Origin of the sequence: Flavobacterium ginsenosidimutans (assembly GCF_003254625.1) — a bacterium.
Classification (GTDB): Bacteria; Bacteroidota; Bacteroidia; order Flavobacteriales; family Flavobacteriaceae; genus Flavobacterium; species Flavobacterium ginsenosidimutans.
Window position 1 is genome coordinate 140,429 of the sequence record NZ_QJRJ01000080.1, and the last position, 22,236, is coordinate 162,664.

12 protein-coding genes are annotated in these 22,236 nt (G+C 34.1%); 8 read left to right on the forward strand and 4 right to left on the reverse strand.

Going from position 1 to position 22,236, the window contains the following annotated elements:
• Positions 1 to 7 precede the first annotated feature (7 nt).
• From DM444_RS16920 to DM444_RS16935, 4 genes are all read right to left on the reverse strand, one after another.
• Positions 8 to 1,489 carry a glycoside hydrolase family 10 protein gene (locus DM444_RS16920; RefSeq protein ID WP_111288764.1) on the reverse strand — a complete coding sequence of 494 codons (1,482 nt, stop codon included), beginning with the start codon at positions 1,487 to 1,489 and terminating at the stop codon, positions 8 to 10.
• A gap of 311 nt (positions 1,490 to 1,800) precedes the next feature.
• Positions 1,801 to 2,628, reverse strand: a complete 828-nt coding sequence (locus DM444_RS16925; protein WP_111288766.1) for an alpha/beta hydrolase — start codon at positions 2,626 to 2,628, stop codon at positions 1,801 to 1,803.
• 56 nt (positions 2,629 to 2,684) lie between these two features.
• Positions 2,685 to 5,600 (reverse strand): FAD-binding and (Fe-S)-binding domain-containing protein, encoded by a 2,916-nt coding sequence (locus DM444_RS16930; RefSeq protein ID WP_111288768.1) that lies wholly within the window; start codon positions 5,598 to 5,600, stop codon positions 2,685 to 2,687.
• Positions 5,601 to 5,918: 318 nt separating this feature from the next.
• Positions 5,919 to 6,692 carry a DeoR/GlpR family DNA-binding transcription regulator gene (locus DM444_RS16935; RefSeq protein WP_317048484.1) on the reverse strand — a complete coding sequence of 258 codons (774 nt, stop codon included), beginning with the start codon at positions 6,690 to 6,692 and terminating at the stop codon, positions 5,919 to 5,921.
• A gap of 224 nt (positions 6,693 to 6,916) precedes the next feature.
• Between DM444_RS16935 and DM444_RS16940 the strand changes: the two genes are divergently transcribed.
• The 8 genes from DM444_RS16940 (at position 6,917) to DM444_RS16975 (ending at position 22,134) form a co-directional block, all read left to right on the forward strand.
• Entirely contained in the window at positions 6,917 to 10,204 is a 3,288-nt protein-coding gene (locus tag DM444_RS16940; RefSeq protein WP_111288772.1) for a SusC/RagA family TonB-linked outer membrane protein, read from the forward strand.
• A gap of 25 nt (positions 10,205 to 10,229) precedes the next feature.
• On the forward strand, positions 10,230 to 11,963 hold the full coding sequence (locus tag DM444_RS16945; protein ID WP_111288774.1) for a RagB/SusD family nutrient uptake outer membrane protein: 1,734 nt from the start codon (positions 10,230 to 10,232) through the stop codon (positions 11,961 to 11,963).
• 257 nt (positions 11,964 to 12,220) lie between these two features.
• A complete protein-coding gene (locus DM444_RS16950; RefSeq protein ID WP_111288776.1) occupies positions 12,221 to 13,423 on the forward strand; it encodes an exo-beta-N-acetylmuramidase NamZ family protein in 1,203 nt (400 codons plus the stop codon).
• A gap of 121 nt (positions 13,424 to 13,544) precedes the next feature.
• Entirely contained in the window at positions 13,545 to 14,357 is an 813-nt protein-coding gene (gene murQ, locus DM444_RS16955; RefSeq protein WP_111288778.1) for an N-acetylmuramic acid 6-phosphate etherase, read from the forward strand.
• Positions 14,358 to 14,427: 70 nt separating this feature from the next.
• A complete protein-coding gene (locus DM444_RS16960; RefSeq protein ID WP_111288780.1) occupies positions 14,428 to 15,936 on the forward strand; it encodes a sodium:solute symporter in 1,509 nt (502 codons plus the stop codon).
• 70 nt (positions 15,937 to 16,006) lie between these two features.
• Positions 16,007 to 19,003, forward strand: a complete 2,997-nt coding sequence (locus DM444_RS16965; RefSeq protein ID WP_111288782.1) for a glycoside hydrolase family 3 N-terminal domain-containing protein — start codon at positions 16,007 to 16,009, stop codon at positions 19,001 to 19,003.
• Between the two features lie 90 nt (positions 19,004 to 19,093).
• Entirely contained in the window at positions 19,094 to 20,365 is a 1,272-nt protein-coding gene (locus DM444_RS16970; RefSeq protein ID WP_111288784.1) for an acyltransferase family protein, read from the forward strand.
• A 227-nt stretch (positions 20,366 to 20,592) separates the two neighbouring features.
• Positions 20,593 to 22,134: an aminotransferase-like domain-containing protein gene (locus DM444_RS16975; RefSeq protein ID WP_239455702.1), complete on the forward strand. Its 1,542-nt coding sequence runs from the start codon at positions 20,593 to 20,595 to the stop codon at positions 22,132 to 22,134.
• Positions 22,135 to 22,236: the final 102 nt, after the last annotated feature.

Here is a 22,236-nt window from a genome sequence, read left to right on the forward strand (position 1 = left end):
TACTATTTTATTTTAGTGAAAATTCTATCGGACTGCTTTCGGTCTGGGTCTGACTCAAAGCGGTGAGCGCATAAACGTAGTTTTCCAAATCGGCATTTGAAACTTCTAGCTTTAGTGCAGTTGTCACATAATAAATATTCTCAGGATTTGAAAAATCGGTTATTCTTCCTTTTGGAAATCTGTAAATCACATATTTCTTGTCGTTAAATGCGGCTTTCCATGTCAAAACTGCATTATTACCTTTTTTAGTAATAAATGCGTTTGTCGGTGGTTCTGGTTTTAATCTTGTAATTCTGTTTGCTTCTGGAGTTAAAGCGATGTATTTATATTCTTTTTGAAGAAGAGGCTGTCTTAGCGTGTCTCCTTTTTTTAGAAAAGTAGAAGCAGTAAAATGCATTGAACCCTCAATTTGAGGCATTTCACGAATCATTTCAATTTGTTTTACGATTTGATCAGGACTTCTCCATTCTGGTTCTTTAGCAGAAGTCGAAATTTTATAATCGCCATGACCAACATAAACGTTTGCTCCGTATTTGTGTTCTGCCCACCATTTTGCCAAAACTTCAAAATTGGCTCTATCAAAACCAATGTGCCAGTATAATTGAGGCGTAACGTAATCGATCCAGTTTTCTTTCTGCCATTTTAAAATATTGGCATACAAATCATCATAGTTTGTAGCTCCTGCAACAGTTTTAGAACCTTCAGAATCTTTGGCAATATTTCTCCAAACTCCAAAAGGCGAAATCCCGAATTCAACTTCTGGTTTATTGGCAATAATCGTATCTCTGATTTGCTTGATGATTAAATCTACATTGTCTCGTCGCCAATCGCCTTTGTCTTTAAACTGGCGCGGTTCTTTAGCGAATGCTTTATCATCTGGAAATTCTTGTCCCGCAATTTTATACGGATAAAAATAATCGTCCATATGCACGGCCTGAATATCATATTTACGAACAATTTCACCCACAACAGAAGCTACAAAATCTCTGGTTTCTTCCAAACCTGGGTTAAAATATCTTGTTTTTCCGTAAGTCAGAAAAAGGTCCGGTCTTTTAAAATATAAATGATCTTTTGAAAGTACATCTCTAACAGTATCTTTCTGAACACGATATGGATTCAGCCAAACGTGAACGTTCATTCCGCGTTTTCCTGCTTCATCAATCATCATTTGCAACGGATCAAAACCTGGAGCAACGCCTTGAGTTCCTGTTATCCAATGTGAAGCTGGTTCTTTTGTAGATTTATAAAATGCATCGGCAGTTGGACGAATTTGAAAAATTACAGTGTTCAAATTATACGAACGAAGATTATCCAAAATGGCAATCATTTCGTTTTTCATTTCTTTGTCTGACAAACCTGGTTTAGACGGCCAGTCGATATTTTCTACAGTAGAAATCCAAGCTGCACGCATTTCTCTTTTTGGAGACTGCTGACTGAAAATTTTGGTCTGTATCAGCAATACCAAAATCATAATTTTTACGCTTTTCATAATTATTATTTTGGGTTAGTTTGTATAATATTGTTTAACCGCAAAGCACGCAGTGGTTTACGCAATGTTCGCTAAGTTTTATTTTATTTATTTTTTTTAATCTCGCAAAGTCGCAGAGGCGCAAAGTTTTTATTTTTTAAGTTTTTTATATTCTTTGCGTCTTTGCGAGCAATTTCATTTACAAAAAAAGAAACTTAAAAAATGCTTTTAATTGATTGGCTAAAAAAACCTAACAGGTTTTAAAAACCTGTTAGGATAACCAAACAAAACATGTGCGTACCAATTTTGGAAAGGCTGCAACAAACAATAATTTACTTTGTTTTTACCGTTTCATTGAAGAAATCATGAAAAAACAAAAGTTGATATTTTAATGAGTTTTCCCAGTATTTTAGATTATGCTCTCCTGGACGTTCGATGTAATCGTGATTTATTTTTAAAGCAAGCATTTTTGCATGAAGTTCTCTGTTAACTGTCATGAAAAAATCGTCAACGCCACAATCTATAATCAGTTTTAATTTATTGTCTTTTACCAAATCTAGCATATTGGTAACGGTGTTTTGATTCCAGTTTTCAGAAAATTCTGTAATTGTGCCTAATCGTTTTTTGATATCCCAATTTTCTGGAAACGGACGAAAATCTACTCCTCCGCTCATGCTTCCTGCTGCACCAAATACATCTTGATGTTTAAAAGACAAATATAAAGCGCCATGTCCGCCCATGCTTAAACCTGAAATCGCTCTTCCAGTACGATCTGTAATGGTTCTGAATTTTTTATCAATAAAAGGAACTAACTCTTTTACGACATAAGTTTCATATTTAAAACTCGGATCTATCGGACTGTCAAAATACCAGCTTGAATAATTTCCGTCAACACCAACCACTATAAAACCATATTGATCTACTTGTTTTCCAAGTTCTTTAAAATCTTTTGCCCAAGAAGCATAATTTCCGCTATAGCCATGAAGCAAGTAAACCACAGGAAATGCTTTTTTGCTCTTTTTATAATTGTCTGGAACTATGACACAAGTTTTAATATTCTTCTGCATCGAAGCACTAAAAACCTGTAAAGTATCAACCTTTGCTGCTCTTGCCGTAAAAATTAGAAATGCGAACAAAAAGGTGTAAATTGTTTTTTTCATAACTGATGTTTTTTATAAAATAATATTTTTGAAAAGCACTGGGAAAATACAAAAAATTATTTCAAACAATCTTTTAAAATAGTCACGGGATGCATGGGCTTTCTGCTCGTTCCGTCAAAAATCTGATGACGACAGCTTGTTCCTGCAGCTGCAATTTCTGTTGTCGATTCTGTTGCCCTGATTTTCGGAAACAAAGTATCTTCTCCCATTTGCATACTGATTTCGTAATGTTCTTTTTCATAACCAAATGAACCCGCCATTCCGCAGCAACCTGAATTATAAATGGTAACCGTATTATTTTTGGGAACATTAAGCATTGCAAAAGAAGCTTCAACAGTGCTCAATGATTTTTGATGACAATGCCCATGAATCTTTATATTTTTTTCTTTTTCAGAAAATTGTCCTGCGTGAATTTTTCCGCTTGTAATTTCTCTTTTAAAAAACTCTTCAATCGTAAAAGTGTTTTTTGCTACTTTTTCTGCACTTTCTTTATCTCCAGCCAATCGAAGATATTCATCTCTAAAAGTCAAAATTGCTGAAGGTTCAAGACCTATTAAAGGCGTATTTTCAGAAATTATATTTTTAAAAGTATTGATGTTTTTATTCGCAATTTCTTGTGCTTCTTCAAGAAATCCTTTCGAAATAAAAGCTCTTCCGCTTTCTTCATGATCGATTATAATTACTCTGTAACCTAATTTGGTTAATAGTTCGTAAGCGTCAATTCCGACCGAAACATCATAATAATTGGTGAATTCATCACAGAAAAGATAAACGCTTCCGTTTTCAAAAGAATTAGATTCATAAAGCTTTTTGTTAGTTTGATACCATTTTCTAAAACTTTTTGGAGCCAATAATGGCACTTGCCTTTCAGGTGCAATTCCCATTCTTTTTTTAACGAATGAAAGATTCGAAGCCCAATTGGTAACAGATGGCGCAATACTTCCCAATTCATTCAATTTTGAATTAAAAGCAAATATTTTGTTTCGGAAAGAAAAACCATTTGCTTTTTGATATTGGTATAAAAATTCTGCTTTTAAAGTTGCCACATCTACATTACTCGGGCATTCGCTTGCGCAGGCTTTACAACTCACGCACAATTCGAATACTTTGTACAATTCTTCGTGATCGAATTTATTTTCTTTTTCAGAATTTGTTAGATATTCGCGTAAAGCGTTCGCACGAGCACGCGTAGTATCTTTTTCATTTCTTGTCGCACGATAACTCGGACATAAAGTTCCTCCTGCCGAAGGCATTTTTCGACAATCTCCCGAACCGTTGCATTTTTCGGCAGCACGCAAAATTCCCAAACTGTCTGAGAAATCTTGAATCGTTTTGATATCTGGTTCAACTCTTCCTGCTTCAAAACGAAGGTTTTCATCCATTTTAGAAGCATTTACGATTTTACCAACATTCAAAATTGTGTTAGGATCAAATGCCTTTTTAATTCGTTTGAGCAGTTCATAGTTTTTATCTCCAATCATAAACGGCAGAAACTCTCCGCGTAGAATTCCGTCGCCATGTTCACCGCTTAACGAACCTCTATATTTCTTAACTAAATGAGCGACCTCGGTAGATATATTTCTAAATTGGTGTAAACCTTCTTTAGTTTTTAAATTTATCTTCGGACGCAAATGCAACTCTCCCGCCCCGGCATGTGCATAATAAATCGCACTTTGTCCGTGTCTTTCCATCATCTCGGCAAAATCGGCAATGTAATTTGGCAAATCGCTTAGTTCTACCGCTGTATCTTCAATAGAGTCGGCGGCTTTGTCGTCTCCAACAATACTTCCTAAAAGTCCGAGACCTGCTTTTCTTACCTCGTTTACTTTGTCAATATCTGCTCCGTAAATTTTTGGCAAAGCATATCCAAAACCATTATTTACTAAATCTTTAATTAACGCATCGGCTTGCAATTCGGCATCTTCCATGCTAATGTGAGATCCAACTTCGAGCATGATAACTGCTTTTGGTTCTCCAACAATAAAAAATCTATTTTTGGCTTGTTCTCTATTGGTTTTGGTACAATCTAAAATCGTATCGTCCATCATTTCGCAAGTGTACAAATGATGTTTCATTGCGACAACAACAGCTTCCAAACTTTCTTGAATGGTGTGAAAGTGCGCCACAACCATAATATTATTGGTCGGCGGAAGATCATCTACTTTTAAAGTAATTTCAGTTGAGAATGCCAAAGTTCCTTCACTTCCGCAAAGCAGTTTTCCTAAATTGATGGTATTTTCTGTTCCTGAAAAAAGCTCCGATTTCAACAAAACATCAATCGCATAACCCGTATTTCTTCTGTGAATTTCCGGTTTTGGAAATTCCCTTAAAATCTCTTCTTGATTTTCTTTGATTGAAAGCTCTTCGTAAATCGTTTTATAAATTTTACTTTCTAAAGAATCGCCTTTTATTTTCTCGATAAATTCTTCAGAAGTTAAATCTTTAAATACAGCAATCGTCCCATCGCTTAAAACTGCTTTTATTTCTACAATTTTATCTCTGGTAACGCCGTAGCGAATTGAGGTTGTTCCTGAAGAATTATTTCCAACCATTCCGCCAATCATACATCGATTCGTAGTAGAAGTTGTTGGCGAAAAAAACAATCCGTGTGGTTTTAAATAGAGATTTAATTCATCGCGAATTACTCCAGGCTGAACGGTTATGGTTTTCTTTTCAGGATCGAAAGCGATAATTTTATTGAAATGCTTTGAAACATCTACAATAATTCCGCTTCCTATAGTTTGGCCCGCAAGAGAAGTTCCTGCAGTTCTTGGTGTTATTGAAATTTTATTTTTTGAAGCAAATTGAATAATATTAATTATATCATTTTCTGACTTTGGAATTGCCACGGCAAGTGGCATAATTCTATAAGCAGAAGCATCTGTGGCATACAATTTTTTATGAAGCTCATCATAAAAAAGGTTTCCTTCTAAGGAAGTTTCTAATTCTTGTAGTTGAAGAGAATCGGGCATTTAATTTGGTTCTATTGCTTTTGGTTCTTTAATAAATGTTTTATACTTCTGCACACATCAGTTAAAACAATACAATCTAAATCTTGTTGGAAATAAATATTTATTAAAGCTCCAATTGAAAGCTTTGAACTTCTTCAAATTTACCAGATAAACGGAAAGTAAACGAAGTAATGGTTTTCATAAATATATTTGGTCAAAGGTTTAGCTTTAACAAATATATATACAAAAAAGATAGTTTTTACATTATTCTGCATTATTTAACAAAATAAATTTTAAAAAACGCAAAAACACGCAAAAACTATTTTTTAAAACAATATCTTATAAGATAAAAACACCCGATTTTCTATATTCTTCCAGTTTTGCGTCATACGGATCCAAATCGGTCACAATAGTGTCAAGTTGAGTTAATTCACAAACGCCATGTGGCATCTTAGTATTTAATTTATCTGCAGAAAACATCGAAACTACTCTATCAGAAGCTTCTATCATTGCTTTTTTGACAATTGAGATTTCGTAACCTACTTCTGTAAGCCCTTGTTTTATATTAATACTGCTGGCACCAATGAAACAAATATCTGCTTTAATTTTAGAAACGACCTGAATCACATCCATACCAATTGTTACCATTGCGTTTTTTTGCATTTTCCCACCAATAAATATTAAATCTATATTAGGATGCTGAGACAATTGCATGGCAATTGGTAAACTATACGTATATATTGTAGCTTTCAAATCGGATGGAATTAACTTTGCGAAAACCAAATTCGTGCTTCCTCCACTCATTATAATAACTTGATCGTCATGAAGTAGTGACAACGCTTTTGATACGATTTTCTTTTTCTCTTCTTCTTCAGATATTGCAATATCAAAAACATTTGCAGACTTCTCTTTAACTTGTACAGCCCCGCCATATACTTTCTCTAACAGCTTTTTACTGTCAAGTTCGTTCAAATCTCGTCGTATAGTATCTTCCGACAAATCCAGAGCCAAAGCCAAATCTGTTGTGACAACTTTTTGGTCCTCAATAAGCTTAGTCATTATATATTTATGTCTTTCGGCTTTCAGCATTTTTCTATAAAAGTTAAAGTTCATCACAAATATATCAAATATTTCAATTTATATTAGAAAACACCCTTAAAACTGCAACAGTATGCAAAATTGAAATTTTACAGATTAATCAAGTACAGATTATTTGATAAATTTTGCATTATTTTGCGTTTTTTGATTTTTTTTTCTAAAAAAAGTTCTAAATAATGCATTTGTATGCAATAATTAAATATATTTGCTCAACAACCATTATAAAAACCAGATTAATCATGAAAAAATTACTTCTTATTTCAGTGTTGGTTTTGTTTATTCAAACAGCATTTGGACAAACAAAAACAATTACTGGAACTGTAAAAAGCAAAACGGACGGAATTCCAATTCCTGGAGTCAGCGTCGTAATTCAAGGCACAACAAATGGCACTTCTACAGATTTTGATGGTAACTACAGCATTTCTGTAGCGCCAGGAAGAACGCTAAGTTTTAGTTATATGGGATTTGAGACCCAATTAATTAAAATCGAAAATCAACAGAAAGTAAATGTTGATCTTTCAGAAAGCACTTCAAAATTAGACGAAGTAGTTGTTGTGGGTTTTGCTTCTCAGAAAAAAACCAATTTAACAGGAGCCGTTGCTAACATTGATGTAAGCAAAACTATAGGTAGCCGACCTTTAACTGACGTTAGTAAAGCATTGCAGGGAACCACACCAGGAGTAAATGTTTCTTTTAACTCTGGAAATATTAACCGTGCAGCCAATATCAATATTCGTGGAGCAGGAACTATTAATGGTTCTGATGCACCTTTAATTTTAGTTGATGGTGTTCCAACAGATTTATCGCTTATCAATCCAAATGATATCGCTACAATGTCTGTACTTAAAGACGCAGCTTCTGCTTCTATTTACGGAGCTCGTGCGGCGTTTGGGGTAGTTCTTATTACTACAAAAGGCGGAAAAACTGGAGAAGGAAAAGTAAGATTCTCTTATAGTGCAAATACCGCATTCACTAATCCTATTTCTACTTTAAAATTCTTGGATCCAACAGAAGAAATTCCTGGATTAATTGCTGCGGGAACAAGAACAGATGGTTCGACACCTGAGATTTTTGGTCAAAATTACAGTGTTTTATTAGATGGAATTAAAAACTGGAAAGAAAAATACGCAAATAACCGTACTAGTCATGAAATGGTTTATGGTGAAGATTGGGAAATAAAAAATGGTACACCGTATTTTTACAGAGTTTGGGACGCTAATAAAGAATTATATGCAAGTGATGCGCTTCAAACAACACATAATTTATCTGCACAAGGAAATTTAGGAGATAAAAGTTCTTTCTTCGCTTCATTCGGATTAACAAACCAAGAAGGGATGTTAAGAGTGAATCAGGAAAAAAGACAAAGAGTCAACATTAATTTAGGTTTTACAACCAAATTAGCAGATTGGCTTACTGGAGATTTCAAAGTAATGACTATCAACAGTACTTACGATCAGCCATTTAACTATTACGGTGGTTCTGGAACAGATGATACAGGTTACGGAGGTTATTTTGGTTATGCACTCCGTTGGGGACAATATTTCCCGAATTTCGGAACTTATAGAGGATATAATTTCCGTACTGCTGGAGGATATTTATCAAATGCTTCTAGAAACGAAAACAACAAACGTAATACAAGACTTAGCGCTAAATTTACAGCAGATATTACAAAAGATTTAAATCTTATTACAGAAGTAAGCACTGTAAATGAATATTACAACAGAAAACAAAATGGTGGTAAATTCTTAGCATGGGACAGCTGGTCTGCAATGCCATACGATGCTACAACAATTCAAACTGCTACGCCTGCAACTCTTGAAACAGGAAATGATTATGTAGCGCAATCAAAATCTGAGTCTACTACAAATGTTGTAAACATTTATGGTAACTACAAAAAACAATTTGACAAACATAATTTCAAATTCTTAGGAGGTTTCAACTCTGAATGGCAAAATTTCTCTCGTAATTATGCAAGAAGAAATACGCTTTTAGATAAATCTAAACCAGAATTTAATCTTGCAGTTGGCGAGCAATTTGTTTCTGGAGCTGCAAATACTTCTTTAAACCCAGCAGAAACTGAGTACTCAATTGCAGGTTTCTTTGCTCGTGTAAATTATGACTACAACGGAATTTATCTTTTAGAATTAAATGCTCGTTATGACGGTTCGTCAAGATTCCCTACAAATGAACAATGGGGATTCTTCCCTTCTGCTTCTGTAGGATACAAAATTGTGAATGAGAAATTTATGGAAGGAACACGCAGCTGGTTAACTGATCTTAAATTGCGTGGTTCTATTGGAGCAATTGGAAACCAAAACGTAGGAAATAATGCTTTCTTATCTATCATGAACGCTAAAAATCCTTCTTGGGTAAACGGCGGCACTACAATTCCTCCTTCAACTGACTTGCCAACTAACGTTGATCCTGCATTGACTTGGGAAAAAGTATATACTAAAGATGTGGGTATCGACATTAAAATATTTGACATGTTAGGCGCTACATTTGACTGGTACCAACGTGATACAAAAGGAATGCTTGCTCCTGGTATAACTCTTCCAGGTTCATTCGGTCAGACTTCTGCACAGACAAACTCAGGAAATATGAGAACTAGAGGATGGGAATTAGGATTAAACTTTAATAAACAATTAAGCGAAAGCGCTTCTGTATTTGTTGATCTTGCTTTATCAGATTATAAATCAGTTATCACAAAATGGAATAACTCTTCTAAATTATTAGCATTAGTAACAGCTGATACAAAACCTTACTATGATGGTTATGAAATTGGCCAAATCTGGGGATTAACAAGTGACAGACTTCTTCAAGCTGATGATGTTATTACAAATAATGGTAAAACAGTGAACGGTGTTGATTATTCTAAAACAATGGGAGGTAATTTCCAATACGGAGCTGGAGATGTTCACTACGTAGATTTAGATGGTGACGGAGCTATTACGCGTGGAGCTGGAACTGCTGATGATCACGGAGATTTACGTAAAATTGGAAATTCAACACCTCGTTATAAATACGGTATTACTTTAGGTGGAAAATACAGAGGATTTGACATTTCTGCTTTCTTCCAAGGAGTTGGAAAACGCGATTACTGGGCTGCTTCTGATGCTGTTTTGCCTTTCTTCAGAGCGCCTCAGCAAATGTATGCAAACCAAGCAGATTACTGGACTCCGGAAAACACAGATGCTTATTTCCCAAATCCATATTATGGAAATGAAGCTAATACTTTTGGATCAGGTACATCGGGTCAAAACAACTTTGTTACATCAACAAGATATTTATTAGACATGTCTTACTTCCGTTTAAAGAACTTTACGTTTGGATATAACTTGCCAGCAGCAATTGTGAAAAAAGCAGGATTAGAAAAAGTAAGATTATATACTTCAGGTGAAAATTTAGTGACTTGGAAAGACAAACGTCTTCCTGTAGATCCTGAAATTGACGAAACAGAAGTTTTCTGGGGAAGAGCTTATCCTTACACAAAAACATGGTCTGTTGGTGTTGATTTATCTTTCTAATCTCTAACTATTCAAAACTTTTAAAATGAAAAAATCAAATATAAAATCTAAGTTTCTGCTAATCTTTACTGCTTTTTTATTGGCAGGAAGCGCAGTTAGCTGTTCAGATTATCTAACAGATGATCCTGCAGATAAATTTACAAACGATAACTTTTGGCAGTCAGAAGATAACGTAAAAACCTTTTCATGGTTGAATTATGACACTTTTTATGGTTATGGAAACGGAACTAATATCGGGCTTTCTTTTTTCTACTATCATGGAAGTGATTATAGAGTAGATGATAACTTGTCTGCATTTACTTTTTATCAAATGCCTGTTACAGCTGCGACTACTAATACTTATTCTTGGAATGAATATTACACACTTATTCGCCGTTGCAATCTAATGCTGGAAAAAGTGCCAACTGTAAATATGTCTACAGAAAAAAAGAACCATTATATTGGAGTTGCTAAGTTTTTCAGAGCTTATACTTATTTCCGTTTAGTGCAAAAATTTGGAGATGTTCCTTATACTGATAAATATTTAGCTCAAGGCGATCCAGAAGTTTACTCTCCTGCAATGCCTAGAGCAGAGATTATGGACAAAGTAATTGCAGAACTTCAAGAAGCAGCAGATTTAATGCTTGTAAGTGATGATAAAAACGTTACAGCAAATAAATATACCGCTTATGCAGCTTTGAGTAACGCTTGTATTTATGAAGGAACGTACAGAAAATATCATTTAGGCCAAGACGGAAGTTCTTATCTTAACAAAGCCAAAGCAGCTTCATTAATGATTATGAATAACCCAAGCTATAAATTAAATGCTGATTGGAAATCTTTATACAATTCAGTTGAATTACTTGGAAATACTGAAGTGATATTGGCAAAACGTTACTTAACAAACGTTTTAATGCACTCTCTTCAAAACTATACGAATACTTCGACTATTCAATATGGTTTGACAAAATGGGCAGCAGATAGTTATGTAACAACAAACGGATTACCAATTCAACAAACTGGAAACAGTCAGTATGTTGGTGATGACAACGTTACAGATACGTTTACTAATAGAGATCCTCGTTTTGGTAAAACGGTAAATCCTGCTAATTATGGATACAAAGGAAAACCTTTTGGTACAGCAGCTTTAGTTTCAATGTCTGGATATGTATTCGAATTATACAACAACCCTGCTACAACAGGTCCAGATGTTACAACTGGAGGACGTAACTACACTGATGCTCCATTATTTACTTTAAGTGAAGTTTATTTAAATTATGCCGAAGCTTGCGCTGAATTAGGAAACGCTACAAACAGCGATCTTGATTTGTCAATCAATAAAGTTCGTGCTCGTGCAGGAATTGCGCCTTTAACTACAGATGGAGTTAATGCTTCTGCAAATGGTGTTCAAATTAATGATCCAAGAAGAACTTCTGCTTTAGAGCAAATTTCTGGAACTGTAAATCCATTAATTTGGGAAGTTCGTCGTGAGCGTCAGATTGAATTTATGAGCTGGACAACTTTAAGACAAGCTGATATTTACCGTTGGAAAAAAGGTGATTATTTAGACACTAGTAAAAATCCAGACGTAAATCTTGGCGCTAGAATTGGAACTCCAGTTGGATCGCAAACTGTTGTTGACGCAAATGGATATGTGAAAATATACCCAGCAAGTACAAGAAATTTCGAACCTAAGCATTATTTAATGAACATTCCAACGAATGACATCGACTTATATAAAGCTCAAGGTGTAGAATTAAAACAAAATCCAGGCTGGTAATTTAGTAACAGCTGAAAATTAATACATACAAAACTACCTCCAAGATCGTTTATTTTGGAGGTAGTATTTAAAATATTCTTTTTTAAACACATCGTCAAAAGACAAAAAGACACAATCAAAATCTAGCCTGAAATAATCTAGGCAAAACAATAGTTTTTTTTAGAGTCCCCTATCTACCTAAAACATTTATATATACCAATAATATCCTTAATTTTATTAAGTCAATTTTTTGTCTTTAACTATAAACTGTATTTAAAATGATAAAATTTATAGCAAAAAGTGCTTTTGTTGCAGCATTTCTTTTTAATACTCCGTCTTATTCAACAGTAGTGAAAACAATTGGAACGAATAGTTCTGAGGCATTCAGCTATACTGAAATTAAAACAGGAGCAGATAATTATGAAAAATATCTTCCTCTTTTAAAAGATAAAAAAGTCGGAATCGTTACCAACCAGACTGGAATTTTATCCAACAAAACACATGTTGTTGATTTTCTTTTGGAGAAAAAGATTGCCGTTCAAACTATTTTTGCTCCAGAACACGGATTTAGAGGAACAGCAGATGCGGGCGAACATATCGTTGACGGAAAAGATCAAAAAACCGGTTTGCCAATTATTTCTCTTTACGGCGACAATAAAAAACCAAAACCAGCGCAGTTATCTGGAATTGACGTTATGATTTTCGATTTGCAAGATGTTGGAGCACGATTCTACACGTATATTTCTTCACTTCATTATGTAATGGAAGCTTGTGCAGAAAATAACGTTCCGCTTATTGTTTTTGACAGACCAAATCCGAACGGTTCTATTGTTGACGGTCCGCTTTTAGAAAAAGAATTTACAAGTTTTGTGGGCATGCACCCTATTCCGCTTCTACACGGAATGACGATTGGTGAATATGCTCAAATGGTAAATGGCGAAAAATGGCTGAAAGATGGCGCTCAATGCAAATTGACTGTTATTCCATGTTTAGATTACAAACGAACAATGCCATACAGTTTATTGGTAAAACCATCTCCAAATTTGCCTAACGATCAATCGATCAACCTTTACGCAAGTTTATGCCTTTTTGAAGGAACAAATGTGAGTATGGGACGCGGAACTGAAAAACAATTCCAAATTTATGGTTCTCCGTATTTAACCAAAACTAATTTCAGCTTTACGCCAAAACCTAACTTTGGCGCAAAAGATCCTTTATACAACGGAAAAGAATGTTTTGGCGAAGATTTGACAGCTTATCCAAAACTAAAACAGCTAGAATTAAAATGGTTTATTAAAGCTTACCAGAATACAAGTGACAAAACAAAATTCTTCAATGCTTTTTTTACGAAACTAGCAGGAACAAAAAAATTACAGCAGCAAATTGAAAGCGGTATTTCTGAAACTCAAATAAGACAAAGCTGGCAGAAAGATCTAGCAGCTTTCAAAAAAATGCGAACAAAATATCTGATTTACAAATAATCCCTTAATTCAATAATAACTCAAATTTCACTGTTTTTTCAATAAAACAGAGACTATTAATGCAAAAAAACGAAATCAAATATTCGAAAGAAGTTTGGTTTCAAAATCAAAAAAAAGAAAAATGAAAAATAAAAATCCTGAAACTGAACAAGAATCTTTGTACAAAGACTTGGATCAAATGAGCGTGAAAGAACTTCTTACTAACATTAATACAGAAGACCGAAAAGTACCAGATATTATTGAAGAACAGATTCCTAAAATCGAAAAGCTTGTAAAAGCAATTGTCAAAAAAATGCAGCTTGGCGGACGATTATTTTATCTTGGAGCAGGAACTTCTGGGAGAATTGGAATTTTGGATGCATCTGAATGTCCGCCAACTTTTGGTGTGCCTCATGACATGATTATCGGAATTATTGCTGGTGGAGACACCGCTATTAGAAAAGCTGTTGAAAATGCAGAAGATGATACGGAACAAGCTTGGAAAGATTTAGCTAAATATGAAATTTCTAGCTTAGATTTTATTATCGGAATTGCGGCTTCTGGAAACACGCCTTACGTTTTAGGAGCTTTGAAAAAGGCCAAAGAACATAATGTAAAAACAGGAAGTATTTCTTGTATCAGCAATGGACTTATTGCTCAGGAAGCAGATTATCCAATTGAATTAATTGTGGGCCCAGAATTTTTAACTGGAAGCACCCGAATGAAATCAGGAACTGCTCAAAAACTGACTCTAAACATGATCTCAACTTCGGTTATGATTAAATTAGGAAAAGTAAAAGGCAACAAAATGGTTGACATGCAGCTTTCTAACGAAAAACTGGTAAAACGTGGCATCAAAATGATTATGGAGGAACTTGATGTGGAATATGAAGTTGCGGAAGAATTACTTCACAAGCATAAAAGTGTAAGAGCCGTTTTATTAGCTCAAAAATAAAATCAGGAAATCTAAAACTATCTAAAATCTTTTATAGTTTTATAAAAGAATCAAACACCAAAAAATAAAAATGACACCAAGCACCATCCTTCTTCTAATTATCATTTATTTCGGAACATTATTCTATATTTCACACAGAGTGAGCAAGAAAGACAGCGGAAACGAAGCCTTCTTTACCGCTAATAAAAATTCAAAATGGTATTTAGTTGCTTTCGGAATGATTGGAACTGCGCTTTCTGGAGTAACTTTTATATCGGTTCCAGGAGAAGTTGGTGCTGCAAGTGGTGAACAATTCAAATATTTTCAGTTTGTTTTGGGTAATGCGCTTGGTTTTATTGTCATTACAAAATTATTGCTTCCACTTTATTATCGAATGAATTTAACTTCGATTTACGGATATATAGAGCAAAGAATGGGAATTTTTAGCTATAAAACAGCAGCTTCTATTTTCTTGATCAGTAGAACAATTAGCTCGGCGTTTAGGCTTTATTTGGTTGTAATTGTTTTACAGCGTTTTGTGTTTGATTTCTATCATATTCCGTTTGCATTTACAGTTTTAATTTCACTATTGCTTATTTTCTCTTATACCTATAGAGGCGGATTAAAAACGATTATCATTACGGATACTTTACAGACTTTCTTTTTGGTCACTTCGGTTTTTCTAACCATTTATTTTATCTGCGATCGAATGGATTTAAGTGCCATCAGCGCTTTTGAAGAAGTAAAAAACAGTAATTATTCTAAGATATTTTTCTTTGATGATTTCATGGGAAGTAAATTCCATTTCATAAAACAAATCTTAGGCGGAATGTTTGTAACCATTGCTATGACTGGCTTGGATCAAGATTTAATGCAGAAAAATCTAAGCTGTAAAAACATTGGCGAAGCACAAAAAAACATGTTCACTTTTACAGGAATATTTGTTGTAATCAATATTTTCTTTTTGAGTGTTGGAGCGCTTTTATACATCTACGCAAATAAAAACGGAATCGCAATTCCAACTGATTTAGTTACAGGAAAACCAAGAACCGATTTACTTTTCCCAGAAATTGCTTTAAATCATTTAGCGCTTGTTCCTGCAATCGTATTTTTATTAGGAATCATTGCTGCCACTTTTGCAACTACAGATTCTGCTTTAACTGCCTTGACAACTTCTTTCTGCGTAGACTTTTTAGGAATGGACAAAGCCGAAAACAGCCATAAGAAAAACACAGTAAAAATTAGACATTTAGTACATATCAGTTTTTCTATTTTAGTGTTTTTTATCATCTTGGTCTTTAATGTCATAAACGATAGTTCTGTTGTTGGAATGATCTTTAAAGTGGCATCTTATACTTACGGACCATTATTAGGATTATACGCTTTTGGTTTATTCCAAAAATCTAGAAATGTGCATGATAAACTAGTTCCAATCATCTGTTTATTGTCTCCATTTTTCACTTATTTAATTAATGAAAATTCAAAACTGTTATTTGCAGGATATGTTTTTGATAACGAATTAATCGTGCTAAACGGATTAATAACCTATTTAGGATTATACATTACAAGCTCTAAAAGGAGTGACAAAATAAGCTTCTAATCAGCTTATCAATATTGATTAATCAATTTGGGTTTAATGTTAGATTCCAATTGATTTTAAAAAAAATAACATGAAAAATTCATTCATAAAAATTAGCTTATACGCCTCTTTTATCTTTTTAATTACCAATTGCGCCTCTAAAAAAAACAATAGCGTAACCGATGCAAACAAGGACATTCCTTTGAAAGACACCGTTGTTTACGTTCAAAAAAATAATACTGAGAAAAAGACTTTTTTCAAAGATTCTGATAAAGAAACAGCTTGGGTCGACAGCATTTACAACAAAATGACGGTTCAAGAAAAAATTGGACAACTCTTTATGGTTTCGGCTTATTCCAATAAAGATTCTGTACATGCAAATCAAATCATCAAACTTATTGAAGATTACAAAATAGGAAACGTTATTTTCTTTCAAGGCGGACCAGTTCGTCAGGCGAAATTGACCAATTTATATCAATCAAAAGCAAAAGTTCCTTTGATGATTGGAATCGATGCCGAATGGGGATTAGCCATGCGACTAGATTCAACTTATCGTTATCCTTGGAATATGACTTTGGGTGCGATTCAGGATTTAAATTTAATTGAAAACGTGGGAAGAAATATGGCCGCCGAAAACAAACGAATTGGCGTTCATTTTAACTTTGCTCCTGTTTTGGATATTAATACCAATCCTAAAAATCCGATTATTGGAAACCGCTCTTTTGGCGAAGACAAAGTCAATGTAAGCGAAAAAGCGATTGCCTTAATGAAAGGAATTCAAGGAAACGGCGTTTTCTGTACCGGAAAACATTTTCCTGGACACGGCGACACTTCAACCGATTCGCATAAAGCTTTACCAACCGTTAATTTTTCTAAAGAACGTCTTGAGTTAGTCGAATTATATCCGTACAAAAAATTATTTGACGAAGGTTTGGCTTCTGTAATGGTCGCGCATCTTAATATTCCAAGTTTAGAATCACAGCCAAATTGTCCTTCTTCGGCTTCCTATAATGTAGTAACGAATCTGCTTCAAAAAGAATTAGGTTTCAACGGATTGATTTTTACTGATGGTTTAGCAATGAAAGGAGCGGCAAATTTTAAAGGTCCTGGAGATTTGGAAATAGCTGTAATTTTAGCTGGAAATGATATTTTATTATGTCCTGAAAATGTACCTGTAGCATTTCAAAAACTAGAAGCTGCCTATAATCAAAACGTAATTACAGAAGAACGATTAGCACATTCTGTTAAAAAAATTCTTCATTTTAAATACAAAGCGGGGCTAAATAAATACAAGCCGATTGATTTAAATAATTTGTACGAAGATTTAAATCCGACTCAAAATGATGCTTTGCATTATAAATTATATGAAAATGCGATTACGGTTTTAAAAAACGAAAAAGAAATTCTTCCAATAAAAGATTTAAGCGAGAAAATTGCGTACATAAAATTGGGTGAAGATACCAATAGCACTTTTGTTTCAACCCTAAAAAAATATACTGAAATTACAGAAGTTAAAGATACCAATCTTGATAGTCTTAATAAGGAATTGAAAAAATTTGACAAAGTCATTATCAGTTTTCACAAAGTAAATAAGCCTTGGGAAAAGCAAGAATTCACACTACAAGAAATGCTTTGGCTGAAAGAAATTGCGAAACATAACAAAGTAATTTTAGACATTTTTGCAAAACCGTATTCTCTTCTATCTATTTCAAATTTTGATGATATTGAAGGATTGGTTGTTTCCTATCAAAACTCAGATATTAGTCAGGTTATTTCGGCAGAATTACTTTTTGGAGCCATTGAAGCCAAAGGAAAATTGCCTGTTTCTATCAATGATGCTTTTCATGTCAACGATGGTTTAACGACCGAAAAACTAAATCGCTTAGCTTTTTCAGCTCCAGAAAATGTAAATATGAATCCTGCAATTTTATCTAAAATAGATGCTGTAGCACAAAAAGCAATCGATGGCAGAATGACTCCGGGAATGCAAGTTTTGGTAGCAAGAAAAGGAAGTGTTATTTTCCAGAAATCATACGGAGCACAAACTTACGATAACGGAAAAAAAGTCACGAATACAGATTTATATGATGTTGCTTCGATCTCAAAAATGATTTCGACTCTGCCAAATGTGATGCAATTGTATGATAAAAACAAAGTCGAGCTAGACACCAAATTGAAAGACATGTTGCCTTTTTTTGCTAAAACAAATAAAGAAAATATCACTTTCAAAGAATTACTAAATCATTATGCCGGACTTCAAGCTTGGATTCCGTTTTACAAAGCAACTTTAGACAGCAACAATCAGCCTTCTGAAAAATATTATAGTAAAGTAGCTGGGCCTAATTTTACAACGAAAGTTGCTGAGAATCTTTACATTCGAAATGATTATCATGACACGATTATGAAAATCATTGCAGAAAGTCCTGTATCGCATAAAAAAGAATACAAATACAGCGATTTTACTTTTATCATTCTAAAAGAATATTTAGAAAGAAAAACGCATAAAAAATTGGAAGATCTTAGCAAAGAAAATTTCTTCAGCACATTAGGAATGACAAATACGCTTTACAATCCGCTGGACAGATTTGACAAAAGCAATATTGCTCCTACTGAAATCGATAATTATTTCAGACATCAGGTAATTCAAGGTTATGTTCACGACATGGCTGCGGCAATGGAAGGCGGCGTCGCGGGTCACGCAGGAATTTTCTCGAACAGCATGGATGTTGCCAAAATGATGCAGCTGTTTTTACAAAAAGGAAATTACGGCGGAATTCAATATTTTTCTCCAGAAACTTTTGATGCTTTTAATACTTGTTATTACAAAAATCAAGATGTTTTAAGAGGATTAGGACTTGACAAAAGAGTCCACAAAGGCGGTCCAACTTGCAATTGCGTTTCTGAAGCAAGTTTCGGACATACAGGTTTTACAGGAAACATGGCTTGGGCAGATCCAGAAACCGAAATTGTTTATGTTTTCTTATCCAACAGAACTTATCCAGAAGTGGTTAACGACGAAAATAAATTAGCCAAAGGAAAAATCAGAGAAGAAATTCAGCAGATCATTCAAGACGCAATTATAAAATAAATTTCAAGTCACAAATTCCAAAATTCCAAATTTCAAAATCTAAATTCCAAAATCTAAATTCTAAAATCTAACATCTAAAATATAAACCCAATGACAAAAGAACGTTTAACTTCACTCGATGTCTTTAGAGGATTTACCATTTTCTTAATGACAATTGTAAATAATCCGGGAAGCTGGTCTTCTATTTATCCGCCTTTAGAACACGCCGAATGGCATGGTTGCACGCCTACTGACTTAGTTTTCCCGTTTTTTGTTTTTATAATGGGAACTGCAATTCCGTTTGCAATGCCTGTAAAACATTTTGACGGAAGTGTTTTTAATAAAATCTTAGTTCGTTCGCTTCGAATCTTCTGTTTAGGATTGTTTTTAAGTGTTTTCAGCAGAATTCATTTATTTGGTTTAGAAGGAATTCCGTTATTAATAGTGAGATTAGCAATTGCTTTTGCCGTTGCCTATGCACTTTTAGGAAACTTTTCAATGAAAGTCAAAACCATTCTTGCAGTTGGGATCTTTATCATATTGCTTTCGCTATCTTTTAGCGGATTAGAACATTTTGAAGACACTAGAATTCCAGGTGTTTTACAGCGAATTGCAATTGTGTATTTCTTTACTTCAATTTTATATCTAAAAACAAATTTAAAAACCCAGCTTTTAGTTTTAGCCACACTTTTAATAGGATATTGGCTTTTAATGGCTTTTGTTCCCGTTCCTGGATTTGGCCTTGCAAATTTCGAAAAAGGAACCAATTTAGCCGCTTGGATAGACGATACGCTTTTAAACGGACATCTATGGGCATCGTCTAAAACTTGGGATCCAGAAGGAATTTTGAGCACTTTGCCAGCAATTGGAACTGGAATTTTAGGAATGTACATTGGACAACTTCTAAATCTTTCAATCGAGAAAATTCAGATCGTGAAAAAAACAGCCATTACAGGAATTATTCTATTAATTGGCGGTTTAATTTGGAACACTTTCTTCCCAATTAATAAATCGCTTTGGACAAGTTCTTACGTTTTGTACACGGCAGGAATAGCAACAATTTCATTGACATTTTTATATTTTATAATTGATGTGAAAGGCTATAAAAAATGGACCAAACTATTCTTGATTTGGGGAGTAAACCCGATGATTGTATTTTTCTTTTCAGGAATAATTCCGAGAGTTTTAGGTTCGATAAAAGTGGCAAATCCTGAAATCGCTGGAGAAGAAATTGGACTTCAAGCCTACATTTATGATCACGGAATTATGCCTTGTTTTGAAAATCCACTTAATGCATCGTTGGCTTACGCTTTATCTTATGCCATTTTCTGGTCTTTCATTTTATGGATTTTCTACAAAAAGAAACTGATTTTTAAAGTCTAGTTTAATATTCCGTAGGAATATCTCGTCGGTAGAAACGAATTTATCGTTTTGCATTGTGTTCCGTAGGAGCACCTGATTCTATAGAAATGGAAATTCTACCGACCAAACATTCCTCCGGATTGATTATTTCTGAGAAAAAATAATTTCAGCCGGCCTACGTAATTGTTGTTAGTTATAATTCTTGATGCCAGTACAAAATAGAACTGTTTTTCTTTTTTCTAAAAATTTTGAGAAAAGCAGTATCTTGCCGTACTAATCAAAAGCATCAGTTTCGAATTATGGATAGTCCGGTTGAAATTCCTTTTAAGAGCTTTATTCAGCTTAAGCCAGAAGAAAGCACTGCTATTTACTTGCAGATTGTTTTTGAGTTTATCAAAGCCATACAAACGGGTTTTCTTCCTGAAGGCACTAAACTTCCCGGCACTCGAATTTTGTGCAAAGTACTTTCTGTTAATCGAAATACTTTAATCAAAGCTTTTCAGGATTTAGAATCACAAGGTTGGATAGAAACGCTTCCGAACAAAGGAACTTTTATTTTATCGCAGCAAAAACAAAAAAACAAAGCTGAATTTACGATTTCGAAAGAACAAAATTCATCGGAAGAAAATGTTGGATTTAGTTTTCAGCGTTCGACGATTCTCGAAAATCCGATAGAAATAAGCAATCTTCCACATCAATTTAATGACGGAATGCCCGATTTAAGATTAGTTCAAACAGATGTTTTGGCCAGATTATATGTTTCGAAATTAAAAAGAAGAAAAACTTCTAAAACTTACGAACAGATAGAATTGCGTTCGCATTTGAATTTTAAAACTCATTTTTCTAATTATCTAAATCTTACTCGAGGAATTCGTATTGCAACTTCAAATTTACTTACCACAAGTAGTCATGAAATTGCTTTGTATTTGGTTACCAAAGTGCTTATTTCTCCGAATGATAAAGTGGTTGTCGCTTCTCCAGGTTATTATATGTCCAATATGACGCTAACGAATACAGGCGCGCAGATTATTTCCATTCCTGTAAATAATGATGGAATCGATACCAAAAGATTGAAAGAAATTTGTGAAACGACCAAAATTCGAGTTTTATATTTAACCTCCAATTATCATTATCCAACTACAATTTCGCTTAGCGCGAAAAAAAGAATCGAAGTTTTGGAATTGGCTAATCAATATGGATTTGTAATTCTAGAAGACGATTACGATTTTGATTTTCATTACGATAATAATCCTGTTTTGCCTTTAGCCGCTTTCGATTCTAATCAGAAAGTGGTTTATATTGGTTCTTTTGGAAGATCGCTTCCTTCTGGATTTAGTTACGGATTTGTTGCCGCGCCTGCGGAATTTATTAAAGAACTCGAAAAGCATCAAAACATTCTAGAACCTAGAATTGATGTACTAAAAGAACAAGTTTTAACCGAATGGATTACCGAAGGCGAAGTGCACAGGCTTTCAAAAAAAAATAAAAAAATCTATAAAGAACGCCGAGATCATTTTGTTTCGCTTTTAAATGAAAAACTAAAAGGTAAAATCAAATTTAAGATTCCACCACGAGGATTGGCGATTTGGGTCGAATGGCTAGATCAATTTAATTTGATACAATTTCAAAAGGAATGTTCTAATCATGGTTTATTTCTCCCGAAAACCATTTTATATCAAACTAAAAACCTCACCGCAACCCGTTTAGGATTTGGACATTTAGAAAAAGAAGAAATGGAAAAGGCAGTTACTATTTTAAGTAGCTGTTTAGCTATTATTTTGGACAATTGAAGTGATTCTGACTAATGGAAACAAAGTCAATGATTCAGCTCCATAGATTCAAATGAGCATCTTTATAAAACATAACCCGTGATTGAAACCACGAGGCTATGT